Annotated in this window: 20 protein-coding genes; 11 read left to right on the forward strand and 9 right to left on the reverse strand. The window is 64.3% G+C overall.

The annotated features are described in order from the left end of the window. Nucleotides 1-429 precede the first annotated feature (429 nt). Nucleotides 430-1,200, forward strand: coding sequence for a phosphorylase (locus tag JQ627_RS17835; RefSeq protein WP_212485459.1), 771 nt, complete (start codon nt 430-432; stop codon nt 1,198-1,200). Between the two features lie 24 nt (nt 1,201-1,224). On the opposite strand, the gene JQ627_RS17840 is transcribed toward JQ627_RS17835, so the two are convergent. From JQ627_RS17840 to glgC, 4 genes are all read right to left on the reverse strand, one after another. Next, nucleotides 1,225-1,908, reverse strand: a complete 684-nt coding sequence (locus JQ627_RS17840) for a nucleoside deaminase (protein WP_212485460.1) — start codon at nt 1,906-1,908, stop codon at nt 1,225-1,227. Nucleotides 1,909-2,136: 228 nt separating this feature from the next. Further along, nucleotides 2,137-2,397 (reverse strand): SemiSWEET transporter, encoded by a 261-nt coding sequence (locus tag JQ627_RS17845; protein WP_018457471.1) that lies wholly within the window; start codon nt 2,395-2,397, stop codon nt 2,137-2,139. 37 nt (nt 2,398-2,434) lie between these two features. Beyond that, the gene (gene glgA / locus JQ627_RS17850; protein WP_212485461.1) at nt 2,435-3,889 is read right to left on the reverse strand and encodes a glycogen synthase GlgA; all 1,455 of its coding nucleotides are present in this window, start codon (nt 3,887-3,889) and stop codon (nt 2,435-2,437) included. Beyond that, nucleotides 3,886-5,148, reverse strand: a complete 1,263-nt coding sequence (gene glgC / locus JQ627_RS17855; protein WP_212485462.1) for a glucose-1-phosphate adenylyltransferase — start codon at nt 5,146-5,148, stop codon at nt 3,886-3,888. Before glgC ends, glgA begins: the two co-directional genes overlap by 4 nt. Nucleotides 5,149-5,498: 350 nt before the next feature. Here glgC and JQ627_RS17860 point away from each other — a divergent pair, with 350 nt between their 5' ends. Further along, a complete protein-coding gene (locus JQ627_RS17860; protein WP_212485463.1) occupies nt 5,499-5,975 on the forward strand; it encodes a hypothetical protein in 477 nt (158 codons plus the stop codon). A 129-nt stretch (nt 5,976-6,104) separates the two neighbouring features. On the opposite strand, the gene JQ627_RS17865 is transcribed toward JQ627_RS17860, so the two are convergent. After that, the gene (locus JQ627_RS17865; protein ID WP_212485464.1) at nt 6,105-7,085 is read right to left on the reverse strand and encodes an ABC transporter substrate-binding protein; all 981 of its coding nucleotides are present in this window, start codon (nt 7,083-7,085) and stop codon (nt 6,105-6,107) included. Between the two features lie 130 nt (nt 7,086-7,215). Continuing rightward, nucleotides 7,216-7,380 carry a hypothetical protein gene (locus tag JQ627_RS17870; protein ID WP_212485465.1) on the reverse strand — a complete coding sequence of 55 codons (165 nt, stop codon included), beginning with the start codon at nt 7,378-7,380 and terminating at the stop codon, nt 7,216-7,218. 181 nt (nt 7,381-7,561) lie between these two features. On the opposite strand from JQ627_RS17870, the gene JQ627_RS17875 reads away from it, so the two are divergent. From JQ627_RS17875 to JQ627_RS17915, 9 genes are all read left to right on the forward strand, one after another. Beyond that, nucleotides 7,562-8,665 carry an ABC transporter substrate-binding protein gene (locus JQ627_RS17875; RefSeq protein ID WP_212485466.1) on the forward strand — a complete coding sequence of 368 codons (1,104 nt, stop codon included), beginning with the start codon at nt 7,562-7,564 and terminating at the stop codon, nt 8,663-8,665. Beyond that, nucleotides 8,643-9,665 (forward strand): ABC transporter permease, encoded by a 1,023-nt coding sequence (locus JQ627_RS17880; protein ID WP_212485467.1) that lies wholly within the window; start codon nt 8,643-8,645, stop codon nt 9,663-9,665. The genes JQ627_RS17875 and JQ627_RS17880 overlap by 23 nt, the downstream gene beginning before the upstream one ends. Further along, entirely contained in the window at nt 9,659-10,456 is a 798-nt protein-coding gene (locus JQ627_RS17885; RefSeq protein ID WP_212485468.1) for an ABC transporter ATP-binding protein, read from the forward strand. The genes JQ627_RS17880 and JQ627_RS17885 overlap by 7 nt, the downstream gene beginning before the upstream one ends. Further along, nucleotides 10,450-11,712 (forward strand): acyl-CoA dehydrogenase family protein, encoded by a 1,263-nt coding sequence (locus JQ627_RS17890; protein WP_249143155.1) that lies wholly within the window; start codon nt 10,450-10,452, stop codon nt 11,710-11,712. Before JQ627_RS17885 ends, JQ627_RS17890 begins: the two co-directional genes overlap by 7 nt. Next, nucleotides 11,651-12,751 (forward strand): LLM class flavin-dependent oxidoreductase, encoded by a 1,101-nt coding sequence (locus JQ627_RS17895; protein ID WP_212485469.1) that lies wholly within the window; start codon nt 11,651-11,653, stop codon nt 12,749-12,751. Before JQ627_RS17890 ends, JQ627_RS17895 begins: the two co-directional genes overlap by 62 nt. Further along, entirely contained in the window at nt 12,748-13,686 is a 939-nt protein-coding gene (locus JQ627_RS17900) for an ABC transporter substrate-binding protein (protein ID WP_212485470.1), read from the forward strand. The genes JQ627_RS17895 and JQ627_RS17900 overlap by 4 nt, the downstream gene beginning before the upstream one ends. Nucleotides 13,687-13,929: 243 nt before the next feature. After that, a complete protein-coding gene (locus JQ627_RS17905) occupies nt 13,930-14,775 on the forward strand; it encodes a CmcJ/NvfI family oxidoreductase (RefSeq protein WP_212485471.1) in 846 nt (281 codons plus the stop codon). Between the two features lie 102 nt (nt 14,776-14,877). Further along, nucleotides 14,878-15,192 carry a septal ring lytic transglycosylase RlpA family protein gene (locus JQ627_RS17910; RefSeq protein WP_212485472.1) on the forward strand — a complete coding sequence of 105 codons (315 nt, stop codon included), beginning with the start codon at nt 14,878-14,880 and terminating at the stop codon, nt 15,190-15,192. Nucleotides 15,193-15,242: 50 nt separating this feature from the next. Continuing rightward, nucleotides 15,243-16,412, forward strand: coding sequence for a Gfo/Idh/MocA family protein (locus JQ627_RS17915; protein WP_212485473.1), 1,170 nt, complete (start codon nt 15,243-15,245; stop codon nt 16,410-16,412). 177 nt (nt 16,413-16,589) lie between these two features. Here the strand turns inward: JQ627_RS17915 and JQ627_RS17920 are convergent, their stop codons facing one another. From JQ627_RS17920 to JQ627_RS17930, 3 genes are all read right to left on the reverse strand, one after another. Further along, nucleotides 16,590-17,900, reverse strand: a complete 1,311-nt coding sequence (locus JQ627_RS17920) for an ABC transporter substrate-binding protein (RefSeq protein WP_212485474.1) — start codon at nt 17,898-17,900, stop codon at nt 16,590-16,592. A 161-nt stretch (nt 17,901-18,061) separates the two neighbouring features. Beyond that, the gene (gene uvrA / locus JQ627_RS17925) at nt 18,062-20,569 is read right to left on the reverse strand and encodes an excinuclease ABC subunit UvrA (protein WP_212485475.1); all 2,508 of its coding nucleotides are present in this window, start codon (nt 20,567-20,569) and stop codon (nt 18,062-18,064) included. Between the two features lie 219 nt (nt 20,570-20,788). Then, the gene (locus JQ627_RS17930) at nt 20,789-22,030 is read right to left on the reverse strand and encodes an ABC transporter substrate-binding protein (protein ID WP_212485476.1); all 1,242 of its coding nucleotides are present in this window, start codon (nt 22,028-22,030) and stop codon (nt 20,789-20,791) included. Nucleotides 22,031-22,059: the final 29 nt, after the last annotated feature.

Genomic DNA, 22,059 nt, shown 5'->3' on the forward strand with positions numbered 1-22,059 from the left:
CCGAGTGCTTTTGCCGGGCAGGATACGCGAGCGCTATTTCGACGGCGTTTGACACGTCGGGCAAAACAGCGGCAAAGTGCGATCATGGCAGGCGAGTTCGAAACAAGAGAACCGCCAAACGAACCGGTCTTCAGCGAGCGCGCATTGGGTAGGCTGCCAGTTGCGGACAACTGGGGGCCAGTCTGATACCTGAAGGACAGCGTCTCACGGTATTTGCGAGGGGTCCGCTTTGGGTTCGTTGCGCCTCTGAAGGTGCGATTCTCCGCCACGATCAGACGGCAGCTGTGGCGTCCGAGGCACAGTCCTCCAACAACTGGCTTCCGATCGGGAGGCCTGTCGATTTTGTCTAGACCGGCGGTGCTAGTGCCGGCTTACTCTTGATTCTCCGAGTCTAGAGACACTTCGGCTACAGGATTATCGACGCCTCTGATGACGCTGCATGTCACGGTCAACGACGCTCAGACTGGCGCCCCCCGCTGTGACGTGAAGGCGGTCATCGCCGTAGTTGGACTTGCGATCGAGGCCAGAATAGCCGGCGGGCCAGCGCTGATCGCTGAAGGTGGCCGGACCGCCTTTGACTTGCGTGACGCCATCAGACATGGCGCGCGCGGCATTATAAGTTTTGGGGTATGCGGCGGGCTGGACCCGAAGCTCCGACCAGGTGACATTGTCATCGCCTCGTCGGTATTTGCTGCGAAAGATGAAGCTTATCCAGCTGACCTCCCCTGGGCCGAGGAGCTCCTTCGGCTGATCCCGGGTGCCAGCTACTCTGCGATAGCTGGAGTCGCTTCCCCGATGACGAGTCTTGAAGAGAGACGGGACTTCCATGGCATCACCGGGGCGGTCGCCGCCGATATGGAGTCGCAGATCGTCGCTCGAATTGCTTCCGAACTCAGAATTCCCTTTGCCGTCTGTCGTGTTGTTCTAAATCCTGCTCATCGAAAACTTCCGAGGGCAGCGCTCATAGATATCGGGCCCGCAGGTAGGCCTGAACTGCGTAAGATTGGACGTTCGCTTGTTCAAGACCCGGGGCAACTCCCTGGTCTTAGCCGGCTCGCCGTTGACTCTGTGATGGCGGTAATGGCTTTGCGCAGCGCCAAGCAACGGCTCGGAACTCACTTTGGTTTCCCGCACCTGTGTTCACGAAACCCAGTCCCCATTCCGACGCGTGCACTTGAAACGATAGCCGCCCGCGCCTGATCCTGCAGCAGCGCGCTCCCGATCTCAGACTCCAGGCTTGTCCAGGTCCGAGATGGTGTTTGAATCTGCACGCCGGCGCAGGAAGACGTTACTCACCGAAAGAGCCGGCGCGGCCAAAATATCCGCCAGCGCATTCCAGGAAAACGTTGGCCGAGGCGCGCCCGCATGACACGAAGCCTGCTCGGCCGCTCGCCCGATGCAACCTCGTCGTCTCATAAATCGCCAGGCGAGCGGGTTCCAGTCGCTCCAGACTTGCTCCGCCCTTTGGGATAGCAAGCCAGAGATGATTTCCGGTGCAGGTCCGAAGACCTCAGGCAGTTTGCTCGACAAACTGTTGTCCGACAGAACGTCCCATCTCGAAAATCCGCCCATGACCGGAGATGAAATGGCGAACACCACGCGACCAATTCGCGCCTCCCGTGCCGGGAAAGAACACATTGGGCAGGGTTCGACGATCGAATACAAGGTGCAATCCGGCAAACGCTTTTGTCTTAGAATCTTTTGCGCTTCTGAAAGAGCCACGAGTTCCGCGTGTCGGGTCACGTCGCATTCCGATGAAACCTGGTTGGTCGCTTCTGCGATGACCTGTCCTCGAGACGCGATGACGGCGCCGAATGGCAGCTCTCCTTGCTTTACCCCTTGCCGGGCGAGTTCGAGGCATCTTTCCATCATTCGCAGATCTTGAACGTCAGTTGCTGATCCACTCATGGGCGGTCCCTCGGGAACGCGAATTCGGTGTTGAGAATGCGTTGGGGTTCTGTCGCTGTCTCTTCAAATTGCGGCGTGCCGGAGCGACGAAAAATCTTTCAGGCGCCGCGACGGAGTCCGCTCCGGCGGCCTGGCATATCGGCAATTAAACAACGGGCTACAAACAGTCTGACTTGATCTGGATCAAGGACCGTCACCTTTCAAATACCGCGCGACGCAGCGTCAAGCTCAGCCGTACTTCAGCTTCATGAACAGGATGCCGCCGGCTAGCACCATGGTGATGGCGTTGGCGGCAACCAGCGGAGCGTCGCCGGAGAGCAGGCCGTAGACGAGCCAGAGCGCCAGGCCCAGTACCATGACCAGGAACATGCCGAGCGAGATGTCTCCGGTGGAGCGGGTCTTCCACACCTTGATGGCCTGCGGCGCGTAGGCCACGGTGGTGCAGGTGGCGGCGGCAAAGCCGATCAGCTTGATCAAGAACGGGTCCATGCCGGCTCTATAGCATGGATTCGACGGCGGTCCTGCCTCAGGCTCGCGCCGCCATGAGATCGCGATAGAGCGCGGCATAGTCGCCGGCGCGGTTGCGCCAGGACACGTCGGTCGCAAGGCCGCTCAATTGCAGCCGGCGCCAGGTCGCCTTGTTGTGGAAGGCGGTGTTGGCCTTGCGCAGGGTGCCCGCGAGAGCATCCGCGGTCACCGGACCGAACTTGAAGCCGGTCGCGTCGCGGTCCGATGTGTTGGCCTCGCCGATATCGACGATGGTGTCTTCGAGGCCGCCGACGCGCGACACGATCGGGACGGCGCCGTAGCGCAGCGCGTAGAGCTGGGTCAGGCCGCACGGCTCGAACCGCGACGGCACGATGAGCGCGTCCGATCCGGCCTGGATCAGATGCGCCAGAATCTCGTCGTAGCCGATCACGACGCCGATCCGCCCGGGGTTCGCGCGGGCGGCGGCCTGATAGCGATCCTGGAGATCGCGATCGCCGCTGCCGAGCAGGGCGAGCTGCATGCCGTCGCCCAAAATGGTCGGAAGGGCCTCGAGCAGGAGATCGAGGCCCTTCTGCCAGGACAGGCGGCTGATGACGCCGAGCAACGGCGCCTCGTCCGAGGAATCGAGATTGAACTGCTGCTGAAGCACCGCCTTGTTCGCGGCGCGGAACGTGAGGTCTTCCGCTCCGAAGCGGTAGGCGATGTGCGGATCGGTTTGCGGATTCCAAACGTCGATGTCGATGCCGTTGAGGATGCCGCTCAGCACATCGGCGCGTTCGCGAAGCAGACCGCCGAGTCCCATGCCGCCTTCATCGCTCTGGATCTCCTGCGCGTAGGTCGGGGATACCGTGGTGATGCGGTCGGCGAGTTGAAGCCCCGCCTTGAGGAAGCTGATGCCGCCGAAATATTCGAGGCCGTGAACGTTGAAGGAGTCCCAGGGCAGGCCGATCGAACCGATCAGCTCAGGAGCAAACTTGCCTTGATAGGCCATGTTGTGGATGGTCATCACGGTACCGGGCCGCGGACGGTTGTCATAGTGCAGATAAGCGGGCGCGAGCCCCGCCTGCCAGTCATGGGCGTGCACGACATCGGGCACGAACGCAGGGACGAGGCCGTGACCGATGTCGGCGGCGATGCGTGACAGCGCGGCGAAGCGCAGGCCATTGTCGGGCCAGTCGACGCCCTCGGCAGTGACGTAGGGATTGCCCGGCCGCGCATAGAGATGCGGCACGTCGAGCACGAACAGATCGAGCCCATCATGCGAGCCCGCGAGCAGGCGTCCGGGGCCGCCGAAATAATCCGGCCAGCGCCGGATTTCGTCGGCTCCCCCTAGCATCCGCATCACGTCGGGATAGCCCGGCATCAGCGTGCGCATCTCGACGCCGTGCGCCTGCAGCGCAAGCGGCAGTGCGCCGGCGACATCCGCGAGGCCGCCGGTCTTGACGATGGGGTAGACTTCAGAGGCGACTGCGAGGACGCGAGCAGGCGTCATGTATTGAGCCTGTCGAGCATGGTCTGGGTGATGAGCGAGATGCCCTGCTCGGTGGTGCGGAAGCGCTTGGCGTCCAGCTCGGGATCTTCGCCGACGACGAGTCCTTCCGGAATCTCGACCCCGCGATCGATCACGACGTTCTTCAAGCGAGCGCCGCGTCCGACATGCACATACGGCATGATCACGGCGTTCTCGACATTGGCGTAGGAGTTGACGCGCACGCCGGTGAACAGCAGCGAGCGGCGCAGCGAGGCACCGGAGATGATGCAACCGCCCGAGACCAGCGAACTCACGGCCTGGCCGCGGCGGCTCTCCTCGTCGTGGACGAACTTGGCGGGCGGTGTGATCTCGGCATAGGACCAGATCGGCCAGGCGCGGTCGAACAGATCGAGCTCCGGCACCACGTCGGTGAGGTCGATGTTGGCAGCCCAATAGGCGTCGACTGTGCCGACGTCGCGCCAGTAGGAGCGGGGATCGCTGCCGGAGCGGACGCACGAGGTCGAGAACTGATGCGCGATCGCGCGTCCGTTCTTGACGATGTAGGGAATGATGTCCTTGCCGAAATCGTGATTGGAGTTTTGGTCTTCGGCGTCGCGCTTGAGTTCGTCGAACAGGAATTTCGCATCGAACACGTAGATACCCATGCTGGCGAGCGAGACGTCCGGCTTGCCCGGCATCGGCGGCGGATCGGCCGGCTTCTCCAGGAACTCCTGGATCCAGCCGTTCTCGTCGATATGCATGATGCCGAAGCCGGAAGATTCCTGGCGCGGCATTTCGAGGCAGCCGACCGTGACGTCGGCGCCGCTGTCGACATGCTGGCGCAGCATCAGCTCGTAGTCCATCTTGTAGATGTGGTCGCCGGCCAGCACGACGATGAAACGGGCGTTGTGCGATTCGATGATGTCGATGTTCTGGTAGACCGCATCCGCCGTGCCGACATACCACATATTCTCCGACACGCGCTGACTGGCCGGGAGGATGTCAAAACTCTCGTTGCGCTCGGGGCGGAAGAAGTTCCAGCCCATCTGAAGGTGCCGGATCAGGCTGTGCGCCTTGTACTGGGTAGCGACCGCGATCCGGCGAATGCCGGAATTCACCGCATTCGACAGCGCGAAATCGATGATGCGGGATTTGCCGCCGAAATAGACTGCGGGCTTGGCGCGCCGGTCGGTCAGCTCCAGGAGCCGGCTGCCGCGTCCGCCGGCCAGGACGAACGCCAGCGCCTGACGGGCAAGCGGCTCGGGTCTCGCGGCACTCATGTGATCCTCCCACAACTCTGGCGCATGCCGGGGTCTTCGCGAGACACCTTTCGGCCGCGCACCATTGGAACCGATAGTAACGGTACGAATAGTAAATCGGGAAGGTGCTTGTTGGTTGCGAACGCGCGGGAAGCTTAATGCTTTGCCGTGGCCGGTGGCTCTGTCGCATCGGTGTCACGTCCGTGCGGGCGCTGGTGTTGGCCGGACCACAATCGAGGCATGCGCGGGTATTCTTGTGCGGTGCACGCAATGCAGGCTTTGACTTTCGGAGGCTTTGACTTGGGGCAAGGATGCCCGATCATGGCCTTGCGATCCTTTTCCAAACGAAACGTCAGACAGGGAGCAAGACGATGAGTATCTGGAAAACCGCAATTGCCTGTTCGCTGGCGGGCGCGGTGATAGCCGGCCAAATCGAGCAGGCGGCAGCGGCTCCGCTGCCGACCAACGTCGCGACCATGAAGGCCGCCGTTGGCGACGATGTCACCCCGGTGTATTGGCGCGGCCGAGGCTGGGGCGGAGGAGGCTGGGGATGGGGCGCAGGAGGCCTCCTCGCCGGAGCAATCATCGGCGGTGCCATCGCAAGCAGCGCGCCCTATGGTTACTATGGCGGCGGCCCGTATTACGGCGGTTATGGTTATGGGCCGGGCTACGGCTATGGCTACGGTCCGTCCTATGGCTATGCGCCGGCCTATTACGGCGGCTATGGGCCGAGCTATGGGTATGGCGGCTACTACGCGCCCCGCTACTACGGCTATCGAGCCTATCGTCCGTATTACGGCCCTCGCTATGGCTACTACCGGCCGTACCGGGCCTATGGATATTGGTAAGGACCCTGCGCGGCTAGAGCGAGAGCCACACGATCAGGCTCATGCAGGCGAGATGCGCGAGCACGATTGCGGCGAGATGCAGCGGGCCTGCCTTGAGGCGAAGCTTGTGCATCCCGCCGCGCCCCCGCGCTAGTTTGACCCCGCGGCCGCGGCGGTGAAGCTGCGGTCGACGGCTTTACTCACGTCGAGCGTCTTCGGCAGGATGCCGTAGCGCGTCGAGCGGTCGGAGGCTTCCTGCACCTCCTTCACCACGTTCTGGTCGATCACGATCGGGCTGGTGCGCTGCGCGGTATAGGCCGACAGCAGCACGTCCTCCGGCAGTTTGGTCAGCTCGGCCGTGCTTTTGGCGTATTCGCCAAGATGATCCAGCGACCATAGCCGCGCCTTGTTCAGCCGCTGCACGAGGTCCTGCACCGCCGCGCGTTTGGTGGCAATGGCGTTGTCGGAGGCGACGATGAAGGTGATGGTCGGCGTCAGGCCTTCACCGTCAGCGATCACGCGAGCCTTGTCCTTCAGCGTCGCGAACGAGACGTAGGGCTCCCACACCGCCCAGGCATCGATCGAGCCCGCGACGAGTGCGATCTTGGCGTCGACCGGGCCGAGCGGCGCGAAGGTCGCGTCCTCCAGCTTGATCTGCGCTTTCTCCAGCGTCGCGTCGATCAAAAACTGGCCCCAGCCGCCGCGCGTGCCTGCGAGGCGTTTTCCCTTGAGATCAGCGGCCGACTTGATTGGCGAATCCTGGCGCACAAGGATCGCCTGCGTCTTCGCATCCGATTTGGTGCCGCCGATCGCCTTGATCGGCGCGCCGGCCGCATAGACCGAGAGGAACGAAAGATCGCCGGTGTAGCCGACGTCGAGCGCGCCGGCGTTCAGCGCTTCCAGGATCGGCGCCGCCGCCGGGAATTCCGACCATTCGATTCTGTAAGGCAGGTCCTTTGCATAGCCGGAGATTTCGAGCAGCGAGCGGTTGCCGCCCTTCTGGTCGCCGACGCGCAGCACGACGGTGTCGGCGGCGAAGGATGCGGCGGCGGTCGACAGCGAGATGGCGGCGGCGAGCAGCGATGCCGCAAGCCGGCGGGTGATGGAATGGTCGTGCGAATTGATGCTCATGTGGCCTGTCTTGTTGCTTTGCTCACGACGTGTGAGCGAACGATGCAGCGGGACGACCAAGTCTATGATCGCGCGATACGCAGTCAATGAAATGGCCATTCGTATTGCGCGTGGATCAGGCAAGGACGTTTCAGCGTGACGCGTCTTTCGAGAACGCGTGGCGTGCGAGAGCGAAGATGAGCAGGAATGAAGCAGGAGAGGCAGCAGCAGTGGACTCCTTGCTGCATGCATCAACGAAAATCGTTTCATCGCCGTCCTGCGTGCTGATGGAGAGAATGACTTCGCTGCGCGCCACATTCGAAATTCCATTTCATTGACGATGCAGCGAGTGCGCCGCATGATTTGCGCATCGCATCAACGCGGCGCGTGAAACGCCGTCGGAAGAATTTTCTCTCAACGCATCTCCGCACGGAACATGCGCAACGTTTCTCGTTGCGCAAACGGCGGAGACGTGCCAGCGCAGGAGCAAGGGGCCGATGAACAACAAGAACAAGCGCGGCGGATCGAGTCTCGACCGGCGCCATTTGCTCCAGGCAGGGCTTGCGGCGGCGTTCGCCGCGCCGCTCGGTGCATTTGGGGCAGCACAGGCCTTTGCACCGCAGGCGATCGCGCCCGGCGTTGACCTCTCGGAGTTTCCGCTGTGCCGGACGGCTTCGGATGCCCCAGCGCTCACCGGTGCCCCGCGTAAGCTGAAACTGTCGTGGAATGCCGGCGCGGTGTGCCTTGCGCCGGTGCCTGTCGCCATCGAGCACGGTTTCTTCCAGAAGCATAATCTCGACATCGAACTCATCAACTATTCCGGCTCGACCGACCAGCTGCTGGAGGCGATCGCGACGGGAAAGAGCGATGCGGGGCTCGGCATGGCGCTGCGCTGGCTGAAGCCGTTGGAGCAGGGCTTCGACGTCAAGATCGCCGCCGGCACCCATGGCGGCTGCATGCGCGTCCTCACCCGCGCCGATTCCAACGTGAGCAAGCTCGCCGACCTCAAGGGCAAGATCGTCGCGGTCGGCGACCTCGGTGGCCCCGACAAGAACTTCTTCTCGGTCCAGCTCGCCAAGCTCGGCATCGACCCGAACAAGGACGTCGACTGGCGCGCCTATCCCGGCAATCTTCTCAACGTCGCCGTCGAGAAGGGCGAGGTCCAGGCGTTCCTGTCGTCCGATCCGCTCGGCTATCTCTGGCTCAAGGACAGCCAGTACAAGGAGGTCGCCTCCAATCTCGATGGCGAATACCGCGACAAGAGCTGCTGCATCCTCGGCCTGCGCGGCTCGCTCGTGCGCGAAGAACCTCAGGTCGCGCGTGCCCTCACGCAGGCGCTGCTCGATGCCGCGATGTTCACCGCGCAGAATCCGGCCGTGACGGCAAAGTCGTTCCAGCCCTACGCGCCGAAGACCGCATCGCTCGCCGATATCGAGGGCATGGTGCGTTACCACACCCACCATCATCATCCCGTCGGCGAGATCCTGAAGCGCGAGCTCAAGGCCTATGCCGACGACCTCAAGAGCGTGCAGGTCTTCAAGCAGAGCACCGATACCGCCAAATTCGCGGAGCGCATCTATGTCGACGTATTCGCTGTCTGACGGCCTCGCCTCCGGCGCGCCGCGATCTTCGCGCGCGCCGCTGCTGGCGACCTGGGTGCGGGAATCCGGCGTCGGCATTCTCGCCAGCATCGCCTGGATCGCCTTCGGTCTTTCCTGCCTGTGGTGGGAGGACGTCGGCGACTGGTCGCGCACGCATTCGCTCGGCATTGCCGCGTTCATCGTCGCTGCGATCGCCCTGTTCGGAACCGTCGGCGCCGATTATCTGGGCACTGCGGGCAAGGCCTTGCGCCAGCGCGCGTCCTGGCTGGTGGCGCTCGGGGCATTCCTGACGGTGTGGGAGGTTGCCACCGCAAAGTTTGCGTGGCTGCCGCTGCCGTTCTTCCCGCCGCCGCAGTCGATCATCGAGGTCTATACGGACGATTTGCCAAAACTGCTCGACAGCGTCTTCGCCTCGGTCAAGCTCCAGCTCGGCGGCTACCTGATCGGCGCCACGGTCGGTTTCCTCACTGGCGTCTCCATCGGCTGGTCGCGCGCGGTCGGCTATTGGGTGCATCCGGTGCTGCGCTTCATCGGCCCGCTGCCAGCGACCGCCTGGCTGCCGATCGCCTTCTTCACGTTCCCTTCGAGCTGGAGCGCCTCGACCTTCCTGATCGCGCTGGCGACCGGCTTTCCGGTCACCGTGCTGACCTGGTCGGGTGTCGCGAGCGTCAGCAACGCCTATTACGACGTCGCGCGCACGCTCGGGGCAAAGCCGTCCTTCCTGGTGCTGAAGGTCGCGATCCCCGCGGCACTCCCGCACGTCTTCGTCGGCCTGTTCATGGGCCTCGGCTCGTCCTTCGCCGTGCTCGTCGTCGCCGAGATGATCGGCGTCAAGGCCGGGCTCGGCTGGTATCTGCAATGGGCGCAGGGCTGGGCCGCCTACGCCAACATGTATGCGGCGCTGATCGTGATGTCGCTGCTGTGCTCAGGCGCCATCACGCTGCTGTTCGCGATCCGCGACCGCCTGCTGGTCTGGCAGAAGGGGACCGTGAAATGGTAGCCGCCGCACTGGCCGAGATTGCCGCTCCGCCGGCCGCGGGCGCCGCGCTCGCCATCGAGCAGGTGAGCCACGCCTTCGACATCGATGGCGCTGAACTGCCTGTTCTCAGCGACGTCAGCATCTCCGTGGAGCCGGGCGAGTTCGTGGCGCTACTCGGCCCCTCCGGCTGTGGCAAGTCCACGCTCTTGCGGCTCGTCGCCGGTCTCGACAAGCCCAAGGCTGGAGCGTTGCGCGAGGACGAGGCGCGCATCACCCGGCCGCATCCCTCGCGCGTGGTCGTGTTCCAGGATCCGACCCTGTTTCCCTGGCGGTCGGTCTGGGACAACGTCGCCCTGGGCCTCGAGGCCCAGGGCATTCTCAGGAGTCAGCGTCAGCGTGTGGATGATGCGCTCGATCTGGTTGGGCTCGCGTCGTTCCGCAACGCCTACCCACACCAGCTCTCCGGCGGCATGGCGCAGCGCGTCGCGCTGGCGCGAGCGTTGGTCAACGATCCCAAGATCCTGATCCTCGACGAGCCACTGGGCAAACTGGACTCGCTGACCCGCATCACCATGCAGGCCGAGCTCGTCTCGCTCTGGCAGCGCAAGGGCTTTACGACGCTGCTGGTGACGCACGACGCCGAGGAGGCGCTGGTGCTCGCCAACCGCGTCATCGTGTTCAGCGATCGACCCGCGCGCGTGAAGGCTGACATCCGTGTCGACCGGCCCTATCCGCGCCATCGCGGCGATCCGTATCTTGCGGATTTGCGCCGTCAGATCCTGGGTCTCCTGGGGTTAGACGCCACATGGTAACGTCCGTAGCCAAGGGCCGGGCGGCCCATAGCGAGCCCGACTACATTGCGCGCGCCGAGGCGTTGGCCGAAGGCTTTGCCGCGCGCGCGGCGGAGCATGATCGCACCGGCAGCTTCGCCTTCGAGAATTTTCGCGAGCTGTCCGAGGCGGGCCTGCTGTCGCTGACGGTGCCGGCGGTCCATGGCGGAGCCGGCGCGGGCGCAAGATACACCGCGCGGGTCATCGGCATCATCGGCAAGGCCGATCCGTCGACTGCGCTGGTGCTGGCGATGCACTACATCAATCATCTGGTGATGGGGCGGAGCCCGACCTGGCCGGCGAGGCTGGCACGCAAGCTTGCGCGCGAGAGCGTCGAGGGCGTCGCGCTCGTCAACGCGCTCCGGGTCGAGCCCGAGCTCGGCTCGCCCGCGCGCGGCGGCCTGCCGGCGACGATCGCGCGCCGCACCGAGACCGGCTGGCGCCTCACCGGTCACAAGATCTATTCGACGGGATCGCCGATCCTGAAATGGTATCTGGTCTGGGCCCGGACCGACGAAGCCGAGCCGCGCGTCGGGCAGTTCCTGGTGCCGGCGGGACTGCCGGGCACGCGCATCGTCGAGACCTGGGATCATCACGGCCTGCGCGCCACCGGCAGCCACGACGTCATCTTCGACGACGTCGTGATCCCCCTCGATGCCGAGGTCGATGTCCGCAAGCCCCAGGAGTGGCGCGCCCCCGATGTTGCGCAAGCGACCGTCCACACGGTGTTCGTCGCTGCGATTTATGATGGCGTCGCCCGTGCCGCGCGCGACTGGTTCGTCTCGTTCCTGAAGCAGCGCGTTCCCGCCAGCCTCGGCGCGCCGCTTGCGACCTTGCCACGCGCGCAGGAGATCCTCGGTGCCATCGAGGCCAGGCTCGCAGTCAATGCGCGGCTGATCGAGACATTCGCCCGCGACTTCGACGACGGCGTCGATCTCTCGACCGGCGAGTCCAACGTCATCAAGCTGACGGTGACCAACAACGCCGTCGCCGTGGTCGAGGATGCGCTGTCGCTGACCGGCAATCACGGCCTGTCCCGCACCAATCCGCTGGAGCGGCATTATCGCGATGTCTTGTGCGGGCGCGTGCACACGCCGCAGGACGATGCCACGCGCTCCGGCCTCGGCCGCGCCGCATTGGGCTCTAGCTTTTCAGGAAACAAACAGGGAGACGATCATGTCGATCGAGTTCATCGGCTTCATCAGCAACAACAATTCGTCCGAGACCGTCGTTCGTGACGGGCCGGTCCTCAATCCCACCCACATCGAGACTGTGGCGAAGGCGCACGAGAATGCCGGCTTCGATCGCGCGCTGCTGGCGTTTCATTCGACGACGCCGGACGCACTGCAAATTGCCCAGCACGTGCTGGGCGTCACCGACCGCCTCAACGTGCTGATCGCGCAGCGGCCGGGCTTCACCGCGCCGACGTTGCTGGCGCGCCAGTTCGCCGTGCTCGACCAGTTTTCGCGCGGCAGGGTCGCGCTGCATGTCATCACCGGCGGCAATGCGACCGAGCTTCGGCAGGACGGCAACACGCTCGACGACAAGGACGAGCGTTATGCCCGCACCTCCGAGTTTCTCGACGTCCTCAAGCTGGAATGGACCAGCGACAAGCCGTTCACCTACAAGGGCAGGTACTACCAGGTCGAGAACGCGTTCTCGCAGGTGAAGCCGTATCGTCCCGAGGGCATCCGGATCTATTTCGGCGGCGCTTCGGATGCGGCGATCGAGGTCGCCGGCAAGCATGCCGACACCTTTGCGCTGTGGGGCGAATCCTACGCGCAGGTGCGCGACGTCACCTCCCGCGTCCACAACGCGGCGGTTCGTCAGGGACGGCCGACGCCGCGCTTCAGCCTCTCGGTGCGGCCGATCATTGCCCCGACCGAGAAGCAGGCCTGGGAGAAGGCCGAAGAGATTCTGGCGCGCGCCACCGCGCTCCAGGACAAGACCGGCTACCGCAAACCCGCCGACGGCCACGCCACGGCCGGCGCGCGGCGCCTGCTCGCGCTTGCCGACCAGGGCAGCCGCATCGACAAGCGGCTCTGGACCGAGATCGCGAAGCTCACCGGCGCCAACAGCAACACCACCGCGCTGGTCGGCACGCCCGAGCAGGTCGCCGAAGTCTTCGGCGACTATTACGACCTCGGCATCAGCCACTTCCTGATCCGCGGCTTCGATCCGCTGACCGATGCCATCGAATATGGCCGCGCGCTGATCCCGCTGACACGCGAGCTCATCGCCAAGCGTCGGGCCGTTCGCGGCGAGGCGGCGGAATGATCCGCCTCGTGCTGGCCGGCGCGCTGCTGTTCGCCTCGTTCGAGCTGGCGGCGGCGCAAACCACTTTGCGTGTCGGCGACCAGAAAGGCAATTCGCAGGCCGTGATGGAAGCGGCAGGCGTGCTCAAGGACGTGCCGTACAAGATCGAGTGGAAGGAGTTTCCGGCAGCAGCCCCGCTGCTCGAGGCGCTCAGCGCCGGCGCGATCGAGACCGGGCTCGTGGGCGATGCGCCGTTCACCTTCGCCGCCGCCTCCGGCGCGCCGGTGAAGGCGATCGCCGCGATCCGGCAGACGCGCGAGGGGCTCGCCATCCTCGTGCCCGAGAATTCGACGATCAAGACGTTCGCCGATCTGCGCGGCAAGAAGATTGCAACCGGCCGCGGCTCGATCGGTCATCAATTGATCCTCGCTGCGCTCGAGAAGAACGGCTGGAGCGCAAGTGATGTGCAGATCGCGTTCCTGGCGCCGTCTGACGCCAAGATCGCCTACACGCAAGGGTCGGTCGATGCGTGGTCGACGTGGGAGCCATATGTCAGCCAGGAAGAGGTGCTGTTCAAATCGCGCCGCATCATCAACTCGGAGGGCCTGACGCCGGGGCTGAGCTTCCAGGTCGCACGGCCCGACGCCATCCGCGACAAGCGCGCGGAGCTGACCGATTTCATCCGGCGCCTCACCGCGGCGCGGGCGTGGTCGCTGAACAACGTCGACAGCTATGCTGCGACCTGGGGCAGACTGATGAACATCCCGACCGCTGTGCCGCAGAACTGGCTGTCGCGCGCAAAAATCCGCATCGTATCGATCGACGACGGCGTGGTCGCGGACGAGCAGAGCACGATCGACCTCTATTTCCACTGGGCCCTGATCAAGCAGAAGCTCGATGCGGCCGAGATCGTGGATCGGTCTTTTACCGATGCGATCGCAAAGGCGGGGCTTTAGCCTCTCTCTTGTCCCGGACGCGGCGCACCACTACGTGATGCGCCGCGTCCGGGGCACGAGATCTCACGTGATCTCAAGCGTCCGTGAGATGAGAAGGACACTTTCCACGCGATGGCTCTTCGCGAAACGTTCTTCTGCATTCTTCGCTCCCGACAACATCCCCATTGCTATTTGCACGGCCTCCCTTGCGGCACGCCGCACTCCGTCAAAAATCAGACAGACGACCACATCGGGAGACCGGCCATGGGCCTGCAAGAAACAAAAATCGAATCGCTTCCCTTCGTCACAGCTGAACTCAACTATCTCGCACCAACATCCGGCAAGCCGCGCACCTATGCTTTCGATCCGCCGCCGGGCGAGCCCAAGAGCACGTCGTTGCCAGAGCCGCATCAGGTCCCCATCTTCGATGCGCGCCTGATCGCGGGCAATTTCTCGCTCGATCGAGAGGGCTTTGCGCTGGTGCGCCATCCGACCCAGGTGAAGGACTTCTACAACGACGAGGAAATCCGCACCGTCTACTATCCCGCCGTCGAGGCGTTCCTGCGCGCGACGCTGAAGGCCGACCGGGTCGTCATCTTCGATCATACCGTGCGCAGACGTGTCGAGGGTGCCCCGGACATTCGCGATGGTGGCCCGCGTCAGCCTGCGACGCGCGTTCATGTCGACCAGACCGCCGTCTCCGGCGCCAACCGCGTGCGCGAGCATCTGCCCGACGAAGCCGATGCGCTTTTGAAGGGGCGTGTGCAGGTGATCAACCTCTGGCGGACGATCCGCGGACCGCTGCGGGATTCACCGCTGGCGATGGCTGACGGTACGACGGTCGCGCCCGACGATCTCGTTGCCTCCGATCTGATCTATCCCAATCGCCGCGGCGAGACCTATTCGGTGAAATACAATCCGAACCACCGTTGGTTCTATTTTCCGGAGATGACGTCGGACGAGGCGCTGCTGCTCAAATGCTATGATTCCGCAACCGACGGCCGGACGCGGTTCGGGCCGCATACGGCCTTCGTCGATCCGACCACCCCGGCCGACGCGGCTCCGCGCGAAAGCATCGAGGTCCGCACGCTGGTGTTCCATAAACAGTAACAATGTGTGATGGCACTGCCGGGCGCGCCCGGCAGTGTTCCAGGAACTTACCGGAACAAATCGACGTTTGCAGCGCCGGGCAGGGCAACCGGGAGCGGTGCCGTGCAAGCGCAGACGACGCTATTGTTCTGTCTAGCCAGTTTTTCGCTTTCTGCATTTTCTGTCGCGCAAGCCGAAAGCGGGCTTGCCTCATACTACGGCTACGGAAAGGCCGGTAAGGGCGGCGAGCTGACCTGTGCTCACCGCACGCGTCCGTTCGGCAGCGTGCTGAGGGTGTCCTATGGCAGCCGCTCGATTCAATGCCGTGTCAACGATCGCGGCCCCTTCATTCGCGGCCGGATCGTCGATCTTTCGGTGCCGGCCGCAAAAGCGCTCGGCATGATGAGCGCCGGCGTGGTGCGGGTCTCGGTGGAATAGGCCGGCCGTCACGCTATAGTGCCGCCCGAAACAAGGGTGAGGGGGGTGCTATGGCCAGGATTCGGGTGGGGCTCGTCGGCTGCGGCTTCGTGTCGGAGCTGCACATGTATGCGTTCCGCCGCGTCTACGGTGTGGATGTCGAGGTCGCGGCGGTCGCGGCGCGCGGCGACCATGTCGTTGAATTCGCCGGCCGCCACGGGATTCCGAGGGTCTATCGCAGCTTCGCCGAACTGATCGCGGACCGCGAACTCGATGTCATCGACATCTGCACCCCGCCCAATCTCCATGCCGACATGATCGTCGCCAGCATGCAGGCCGGCAAGCACGTGATCTGCGAAAAGCCGTTCGCCGGCTATTTCGGCCGTGCAGGCGACGCGCAGCCGATCGGCAAGTGCGTGCCGAAGGCGCTGATGTATGAGCGCGTGCTCGCGGAGATGGACGCGACGCGGGCCGCGATCGAGCGCACCGGAAAACTCTTCATGTATGCCGAGGACTGGATCTACGCACCGGCCGTGACCAAGATCGCGGAGATACTCAAGGCGACCAAGGACAAGATCCTGTTCATGAAGGGCGAGGAGAGTCATTCCGGTTCGCACGCCGCGCATGCCGCGCAATGGGCGATGACCGGCGGCGGCTCGCTGATCCGCATGGGCTGCCATCCGCTCTCGGCCGTGCTTTATCTGAAGCAGGTGGAGGCCAAGGCGCGCGGCGAAACCATCCGCGTCGCCAGCGTCACCGGCGATGTCGGCAACGTCACGGCAGTCCTGAAGCCCGAGGAGCGCACTTACATCAAGTCCAATCCGGTGGATGTCGAAGATTGGGGCACGCTCACCGCCACCTTTTCCGACGGCACCAAGGCGACCGTGTTTTCCGGCGACATGATCATGGGCGGCGTGCGCAACCTGATCGAGACCTACACGAGCGGCGGCTCATTGTTCGCCAACATCACCCCGAACACGCATCTGATGAGCTACCAGACGAGCGAGGAGAAGCTCGCTTCGGTCTACATCACCGAGAAGGTCGACCGCAAAACCGGCTGGCAATATGTCTGCCTCGAGGAGGAGTGGACGCGCGGCTATCTCCAGGAGATCCAGGATTTCATGGAATGCGCCGCGGGCGGCCGGCAGCCGCTGTCGGACCTCGCGCTGGCCTACGAGACGATCAAGGTGAACTACGCGGGGTACTGGGCTGCCGAGGAGGGACGGCGGGTGGTGCTGTAGGGCCGCAGCTCTCTTACCCTCCCCTGGAGGGCCCTGGAGGGGGAGGGTCGATCGCGCGAAGCGCGAGCGGGGTGGGGTGACAGTCTCTCCATCGCGGCGGCGCCCGAGTGGAGAGATCACCCCACCCCGCTTCACCTCCAGGGGAGGGTAAGAGCGGCCCGGCGTGGTTCGCACAGTCTACGCCCCGTAGGTCGATCCCTTCGGCAGCGGGAAAATCGGGTCTTGCGTGCGGATGTTCGTCGGCCACACCACCGAGATGTGCTCGCCGGCGTTTTGCATCACCACCGGCGTCGAGCGCTCGTTCTGGCCTGACATCGGCGTGCCCGGCGGGAAGAATTTGACGCCGTAGCCCTGGACGGTGCCGCCGGCGGGAATGTCGACGTCGAGCGCGGCCTTGCGGATGGCCTCGGGCTCGAAGCTGCCGTATTTCTCCTTGGCGACCGGCAGCACGTTGTTGAGCAGCACCCAGGTCTGGTTGAAACCCATCGAGCAGTGTGGCGGCACGTCGGTCGCGCCGGTCTTGGCCTTGTAGCGCGTGACCATGGCGTTGGTCAGATCGCCGATACCCGGCGCGAGCTTGGCTGGATCGAGCAGTTGCGCCGGTACCGGATCGATGTTGCAGAAATTGTCGATGTCGGCGCCGAAGGTCGCACGCAGCTTGTCGAGCTGGCTGTAGCCGGCGCCGGCGCCAAACAGCATCTTGAAGCGCAATCCGCTCTCGCGTGCCTGGCGCAGGAACAGGGTGATGTCGGGGTTGTAACCGGCATGCGAGATCACGTCGGCCTTGGCCCGCTTGATCTTCGTGACGAGCACCGAGAGGTCGGGCGCCGAGGCGGAGTAGCCTTCGCGCAGCACCACCTGGATGCCGGCCTGCTTCGCGTAGGTCTCGTCGGCCGCCGCGACGCCGACGCCATAGGGACCGTCCTCGTGGATCAGCGCGACCTTGACGTCCTTCGGATCCATACCGAGCTTGCCTTGCGCGTGCTCGGCGAGGAAGCTCGCGAAGGCCTGGCCATACTGGTCGGAATGGATCTGCGCGCGAAACACGTATTGCAGGTTCTTGTCCTTGAACACGGCGGTCGAGACCGCGGTCGTGATCCAGAGGATCTTCTTCTGCTGCTCGACCTTCGCCGCGAGCGGCACCGCATGCGAGCTCGCATAGACACCGTTGATGATGTCGATCTTCTCCTGGCTGATCAGGCGTTCGGCCTCGTTGATCGCAACGTCGGGTTTGCTCTGGGAATCCGCGGCGACTGGAGCAATCTTGGTCTTGCCGCCGACACCGCCTTTCTCGTTGACGAGATCGATCGCGATCTGCGCGCCGATTGACGAGGCGACCGAGCCGCCCGCCGCGAATGGTCCGGTGAGGTCGTAGATCAGGCCGATGCGCAAAGTCTCGGCTTGCGCCTGGGCCCGTGTCCAATCGAGGCTGAGTGCGGCGGCGGCAGCCGCCGAGCTCTTCAGCAGCTGCCTGCGTGAAGTCGGCATCCTATCCTCCCTCAAAACCGTTTGTTGATTGGTCTTGGTATTTTTTTTGCGAAGTATGGGGAGCGGGGAGGCGGAAAGTCAACAAGGCGAAAGTCTGGGGCGGTCCGCCACGGTCCAGACCGCAATTGCGAAATGAGCAGCGAAGATCCAGGCGAAGCGCGCTACTGTTTCAAGCGGCGCGCTAGATAGCCCGCGGTCTTCCCGCCGGCCTTGGCGACCTGATGCGGCGTCCCCGATGCGACGATGCGGCCGCCCTCGTCGCCGGCGCCGGGGCCAAGATCGATGATCCAGTCGCTGTGAGAGACGACGTCCATGTCATGCTCGACCACGACCACGCTGTTGCCGGCATCCACGATCCGCTCGAGCTGCGCGATCAGCCGCTCGACATCGCGCGGGTGAAGGCCGGTGGTCGGCTCGTCCAGGACATAGAGCGTGTGACCACGTTGCGGACGCATCAGCTCGGTCGCGAGCTTGATGCGCTGGGCTTCACCACCGGACAGTTCGGTGGCGGACTGACCGAGGCGGATATAGCCGAGGCCGACCTCGCGGACGACCGATAGTGACCGGTTCAGTGAGGAATCGTCGCGGAAGAAGTCGAAAGCCTCGTCGACGCGCATTGCCAGCACGTCGGCGATGGATTTGCCGCGGATCGTCACCTCCAGCGTCTTGTCGTTGTAACGCGCGCCCTTGCAGGTCGGGCAGGGCGCATAGACGCTGGGCAGGAACAGAAGCTCGACGCAGACGAAACCTTCGCCCTCGCAGGTCGCGCACCGGCCTTTCGCGACATTGAACGAGAAGCGTCCGGCATCGTAGCGGCGGGACTTTGCCTGCGGCGTTGCCGCGAACAGCTTCCGCACATGGTCGAACAGGCCGGTATAGGTCGCAAGGTTGGATCGCGGCGTGCGGCCAATCGGTTTCGGATCGACGACGACGAGGCGATCGACCTGGTCGAGGCCCGCAACAATCTTGCCGCCCAACGTCTCGACCGCGGGCGCCAGGCTGTCATCGTCGGCATCGGTGGCAGGTGGATGGCCGAGATGCTCGGCCACGGTGTCGACTAGGAATTGGCTGATCAAGCTCGATTTGCCGGAGCCCGACACGCCGGTGACGCTGGCGAGGACGCCGAGCGGAATGTCGACGTCGAGGCCGCGAAGATTGTTGCGGGTCACGCCCCTGAGCTTCAGATGCACCTTCGGCCCGCGGCGGACTGTCGGCAGCTTCTTTCGCGGATGCGCAAGATAATGCGCGGTTCGCGACTGCTCGATTGCACCAAGCCCATCGGGCGGGCCGCTATAGAGAACGTGTCCGCCGCCTTCGCCGGCGTCGGGCCCGACATCCACCAGCCAGTCGGCATGCCTGATCACCTCGATCTCATGCTCGACCACGAAGATCGAGTTGCCGGCATGCTTCAACCGGTCCAGCGCCCGCAGCAGCGCCTCGGTGTCAGCGGGATGCAGACCCGCGGATGGTTCGTCGAGCACGTAGACGACGCCGAACAGGTTCGAGCGGACCTGCGTCGCCAGCCGCAGGCGCTGCAACTCGCCTGGCGACAGCGTCGGCGTGCTGCGCTCGCAGGCGAGATAGCCGAGGCCGAGGTCGAGCAGGACGGCCAGTCGCGCCGACAGATCCTCGCAGATGCGCCTTGCGACGACGGTCTTCTCGGATGCACCCATCGCCTTTGCGAACGGCTTCATCACCTCTTGCAACTGCTTGAGCGGCAGGTGCGACATCTCGGCAATGCTGAGACCGGCGAACTTGACCTTGAGCGCCTCGGGCTTCAGGCGCGTGCCGTGGCAGGTCGGGCAGTCCTGGGTGATCATGAACTGCGCGACGCGGCGCTTCATCATCGCGCTCTCGGACTTGGCGTAGGTTTGCATCACGTAGCGCTTCGCGCCCGTGAACGTGCCCTGATAGCTCGGCTCCTCCTTGCGGCGCAGCGCTCGCTTGACCTCAGAGGCGTCGTAACCGGCATAGACCGGAACAGTCGGCTGCTCCTCGGTGAACAGGATCCAGTCGCGGTCCTTCTTGGAAAGCTCGCGCCAGGGCTTGTCCACGTCGTAGCCCAGCGTCGTCAGGATGTCCCGGAGGTTCTGTCCCTGCCAGGCGCTCGGCCAAGCCGCGATCGCGCGCTCGCGGATCGTTTTGGTGTCATCAGGCACCATGGACTTCTCGGTGACGTCGAGCATCCTGCCGATGCCATGACAGGTCGGGCAGGCGCCCTCCGGCGTGTTCGGCGAAAATGCCTCCGCATAGAGCATCGGTTGTCCGCGCGGATAATCCCCGGCGCGGGAATAGAGCATCCTGAGCAGGTTCGAGATGGTCGTCACGCTGCCGACGGACGATCTCGTCGTCGGCGCACCGCGCTGTTGCTGGAGCGCCACGGCGGGCGGCAGGCCTTCGATGTCGTCGACTTCAGGGATCTGCATCTGGTGGAAGAGCCGCCGCGCGTAGGGCGATACCGACTCCAGATAGCGCCGCTGTGCCTCGGCGTAAATCGTTCCGAAGGCGAGCGAGGATTTCCCCGATCCGGACACGCCCGTGAACACGACGAGCGCGTTGCGCGGAATGCGGACGTCGATGTTTTTGAGATTATGCTCGCGCGCGCCCCGGACCCGAACGAAGCCGTCATCCCGCATCAGGCTATCGGGTTGTCTTGGTCGGTCGTCCATCTGGCTCCTCCGGCTCCGCGGGATAGCACCGGCGTGGCGCATGCCTCGCCGCAGGAGGCAGTTCCGGCGGGAGATTAACCGCAAGATCGCAGGATGGGTCCTTCGATGCCAGTGTGCCGGGTCCGTTCTGCACAAAGCGAAGGCCCGTCGCGATGATCGCGACGGGCCTTGCAAGCGAGATGGTCTTTGGCCTGCCGGTACCGTGCCCGGCGCCGGATGTTACTGCGACAGCTTCACGAAGCTCGGAAACTTCATCTTGCCTTCGGCGATCTTCTCGGGCCAGACCACGACCTGCTTGGAGTCCTGCCACTGGAAGACGAGGCCGGACACGGTCGTGGGACCGGACTTGATGCCGTGGGTGAACTCGTCGTCCTTGCCGTAGAACTGGATGCGGCCGATCGTGCCCTCGTAGTCGGTCTTCTCCAGCTCAGCGACCATCTTGTCGGGATCGGTCGAGCCTGCGCGCTTGATCGCCTCGGTGATGAAGTAGACCTCGTCATAGGCGGTGTAGCCGGTATAGGCCGGCGGCGCGCCGAACTTGGCCTTGAAGGCGGCCGCGAACGGTTTCGTCTTGGAGGTCACGGCGACGTCGGGCGTCGCGACCGCGAGCGAGGGCACGCCGTCGGCGGCGCCATTGGTGTCCTTCCAGAAGGTCGGGCTCAGCGCCTGCGCGCTGATGCCGAACATCGGGATCGGCACCTGCTGGTTCTTCCACTGCACCGTCGGCTGCACGCCGACGTGCGAGATGCCCGTGACGATCACGTCGGGCTTCTTGCTCTCGATGTTGTTGAAGATCGGCGTGAAGTCCGTGGTGTCGGGCGAGAAGCGCACATGCTCGACGACCTTGAGGCCGGCCTTGGGCAGGCAGGCCTCGTAGCCGACGTCGAGCGGCTTGGTCCACGCCGCGTCCTCGCTCATGATCGCAACCGTCTTGAACTTGAGCTTGTCGACCAAGAGATCCTTGGCGGCGTCGCAGACGAGCTGGGCCTGGGCCGCCGAGGTCAGATAGCCGTGGAAAGTGTACTTGTTCTTCTCGTAGTCGTTGTGGATCGCCTTGGTGATCTCGTTCGAGGCGGCACCTGGGGTGATCAGCGGCATCTTCAGCCGCGCCGCCCAGGGTTCGAGCGCCAGCACGACCTCGGAGATGTAGCTCGCGATCACGGCAGAGACCTTGTCCTCGCTCACCGCGCGCTGGAAGGCGCGCACCGAGTCCGCCGAGGAGCTCTTGTTGTCATAGGTGACGATCTCCACCTTGCGGCCGAGGATGCCGCCCTTGGCGTTGATCTCGTCGGCAGCGATCTGCGCGCCGCCCGGGGTCGCAGCACCCGCGATCGACTGCACCTCGGCGATGACGCCGATCTTGATCGGATCGTTCGACTGCGCGTAGGCGGGGGCGGCGAGGCACAGGGCCAGCGCCGAGGCGAGAAGGAAGCTGCTGCTCAAATTCGTCGATGGTCGCATGGTCGTTCCCTTTGCTTGTTTTGTTGTTG

The organism is Bradyrhizobium liaoningense (assembly GCF_018130785.1).
Classification (GTDB): Bacteria; Pseudomonadota; Alphaproteobacteria; order Rhizobiales; family Xanthobacteraceae; genus Bradyrhizobium; species Bradyrhizobium liaoningense_A.

Bases quoted from the DNA above. Each gene is read 5' to 3' on its own strand.
- JQ627_RS17895 (WP_212485469.1), top strand. From the start codon at position 11,651: ATGTCGATCGAGTTCATCGGCTTCATCAGCAACAACAATTCGTCCGAG.
- JQ627_RS17890 (WP_249143155.1), top strand. From the start codon at position 10,450: ATGGTAACGTCCGTAGCCAAGGGCCGGGCGGCCCATAGCGAGCCCGAC.
- JQ627_RS17930 (WP_212485476.1), bottom strand. From the start codon at position 22,030: ATGCGACCATCGACGAATTTGAGCAGCAGCTTCCTTCTCGCCTCGGCG.
- JQ627_RS17845 (WP_018457471.1), bottom strand. From the start codon at position 2,397: ATGGACCCGTTCTTGATCAAGCTGATCGGCTTTGCCGCCGCCACCTGC.
- JQ627_RS17885 (WP_212485468.1), top strand. From the start codon at position 9,659: ATGGTAGCCGCCGCACTGGCCGAGATTGCCGCTCCGCCGGCCGCGGGC.
- JQ627_RS17835 (WP_212485459.1), top strand. From the start codon at position 430: ATGACGCTGCATGTCACGGTCAACGACGCTCAGACTGGCGCCCCCCGC.
- JQ627_RS17900 (WP_212485470.1), top strand. From the start codon at position 12,748: ATGATCCGCCTCGTGCTGGCCGGCGCGCTGCTGTTCGCCTCGTTCGAG.
- JQ627_RS17915 (WP_212485473.1), top strand. From the start codon at position 15,243: ATGGCCAGGATTCGGGTGGGGCTCGTCGGCTGCGGCTTCGTGTCGGAG.
- JQ627_RS17920 (WP_212485474.1), bottom strand. From the start codon at position 17,900: ATGCCGACTTCACGCAGGCAGCTGCTGAAGAGCTCGGCGGCTGCCGCC.
- JQ627_RS17860 (WP_212485463.1), top strand. From the start codon at position 5,499: ATGAGTATCTGGAAAACCGCAATTGCCTGTTCGCTGGCGGGCGCGGTG.
- JQ627_RS17875 (WP_212485466.1), top strand. From the start codon at position 7,562: ATGAACAACAAGAACAAGCGCGGCGGATCGAGTCTCGACCGGCGCCAT.
- glgC (WP_212485462.1), bottom strand. From the start codon at position 5,148: ATGAGTGCCGCGAGACCCGAGCCGCTTGCCCGTCAGGCGCTGGCGTTC.
- glgA (WP_212485461.1), bottom strand. From the start codon at position 3,889: ATGACGCCTGCTCGCGTCCTCGCAGTCGCCTCTGAAGTCTACCCCATC.
- JQ627_RS17840 (WP_212485460.1), bottom strand. From the start codon at position 1,908: ATGAGTGGATCAGCAACTGACGTTCAAGATCTGCGAATGATGGAAAGA.
- JQ627_RS17880 (WP_212485467.1), top strand. From the start codon at position 8,643: ATGTCGACGTATTCGCTGTCTGACGGCCTCGCCTCCGGCGCGCCGCGA.
- JQ627_RS17905 (WP_212485471.1), top strand. From the start codon at position 13,930: ATGGGCCTGCAAGAAACAAAAATCGAATCGCTTCCCTTCGTCACAGCT.
- JQ627_RS17865 (WP_212485464.1), bottom strand. From the start codon at position 7,085: ATGAGCATCAATTCGCACGACCATTCCATCACCCGCCGGCTTGCGGCA.
- uvrA (WP_212485475.1), bottom strand. From the start codon at position 20,569: ATGGACGACCGACCAAGACAACCCGATAGCCTGATGCGGGATGACGGC.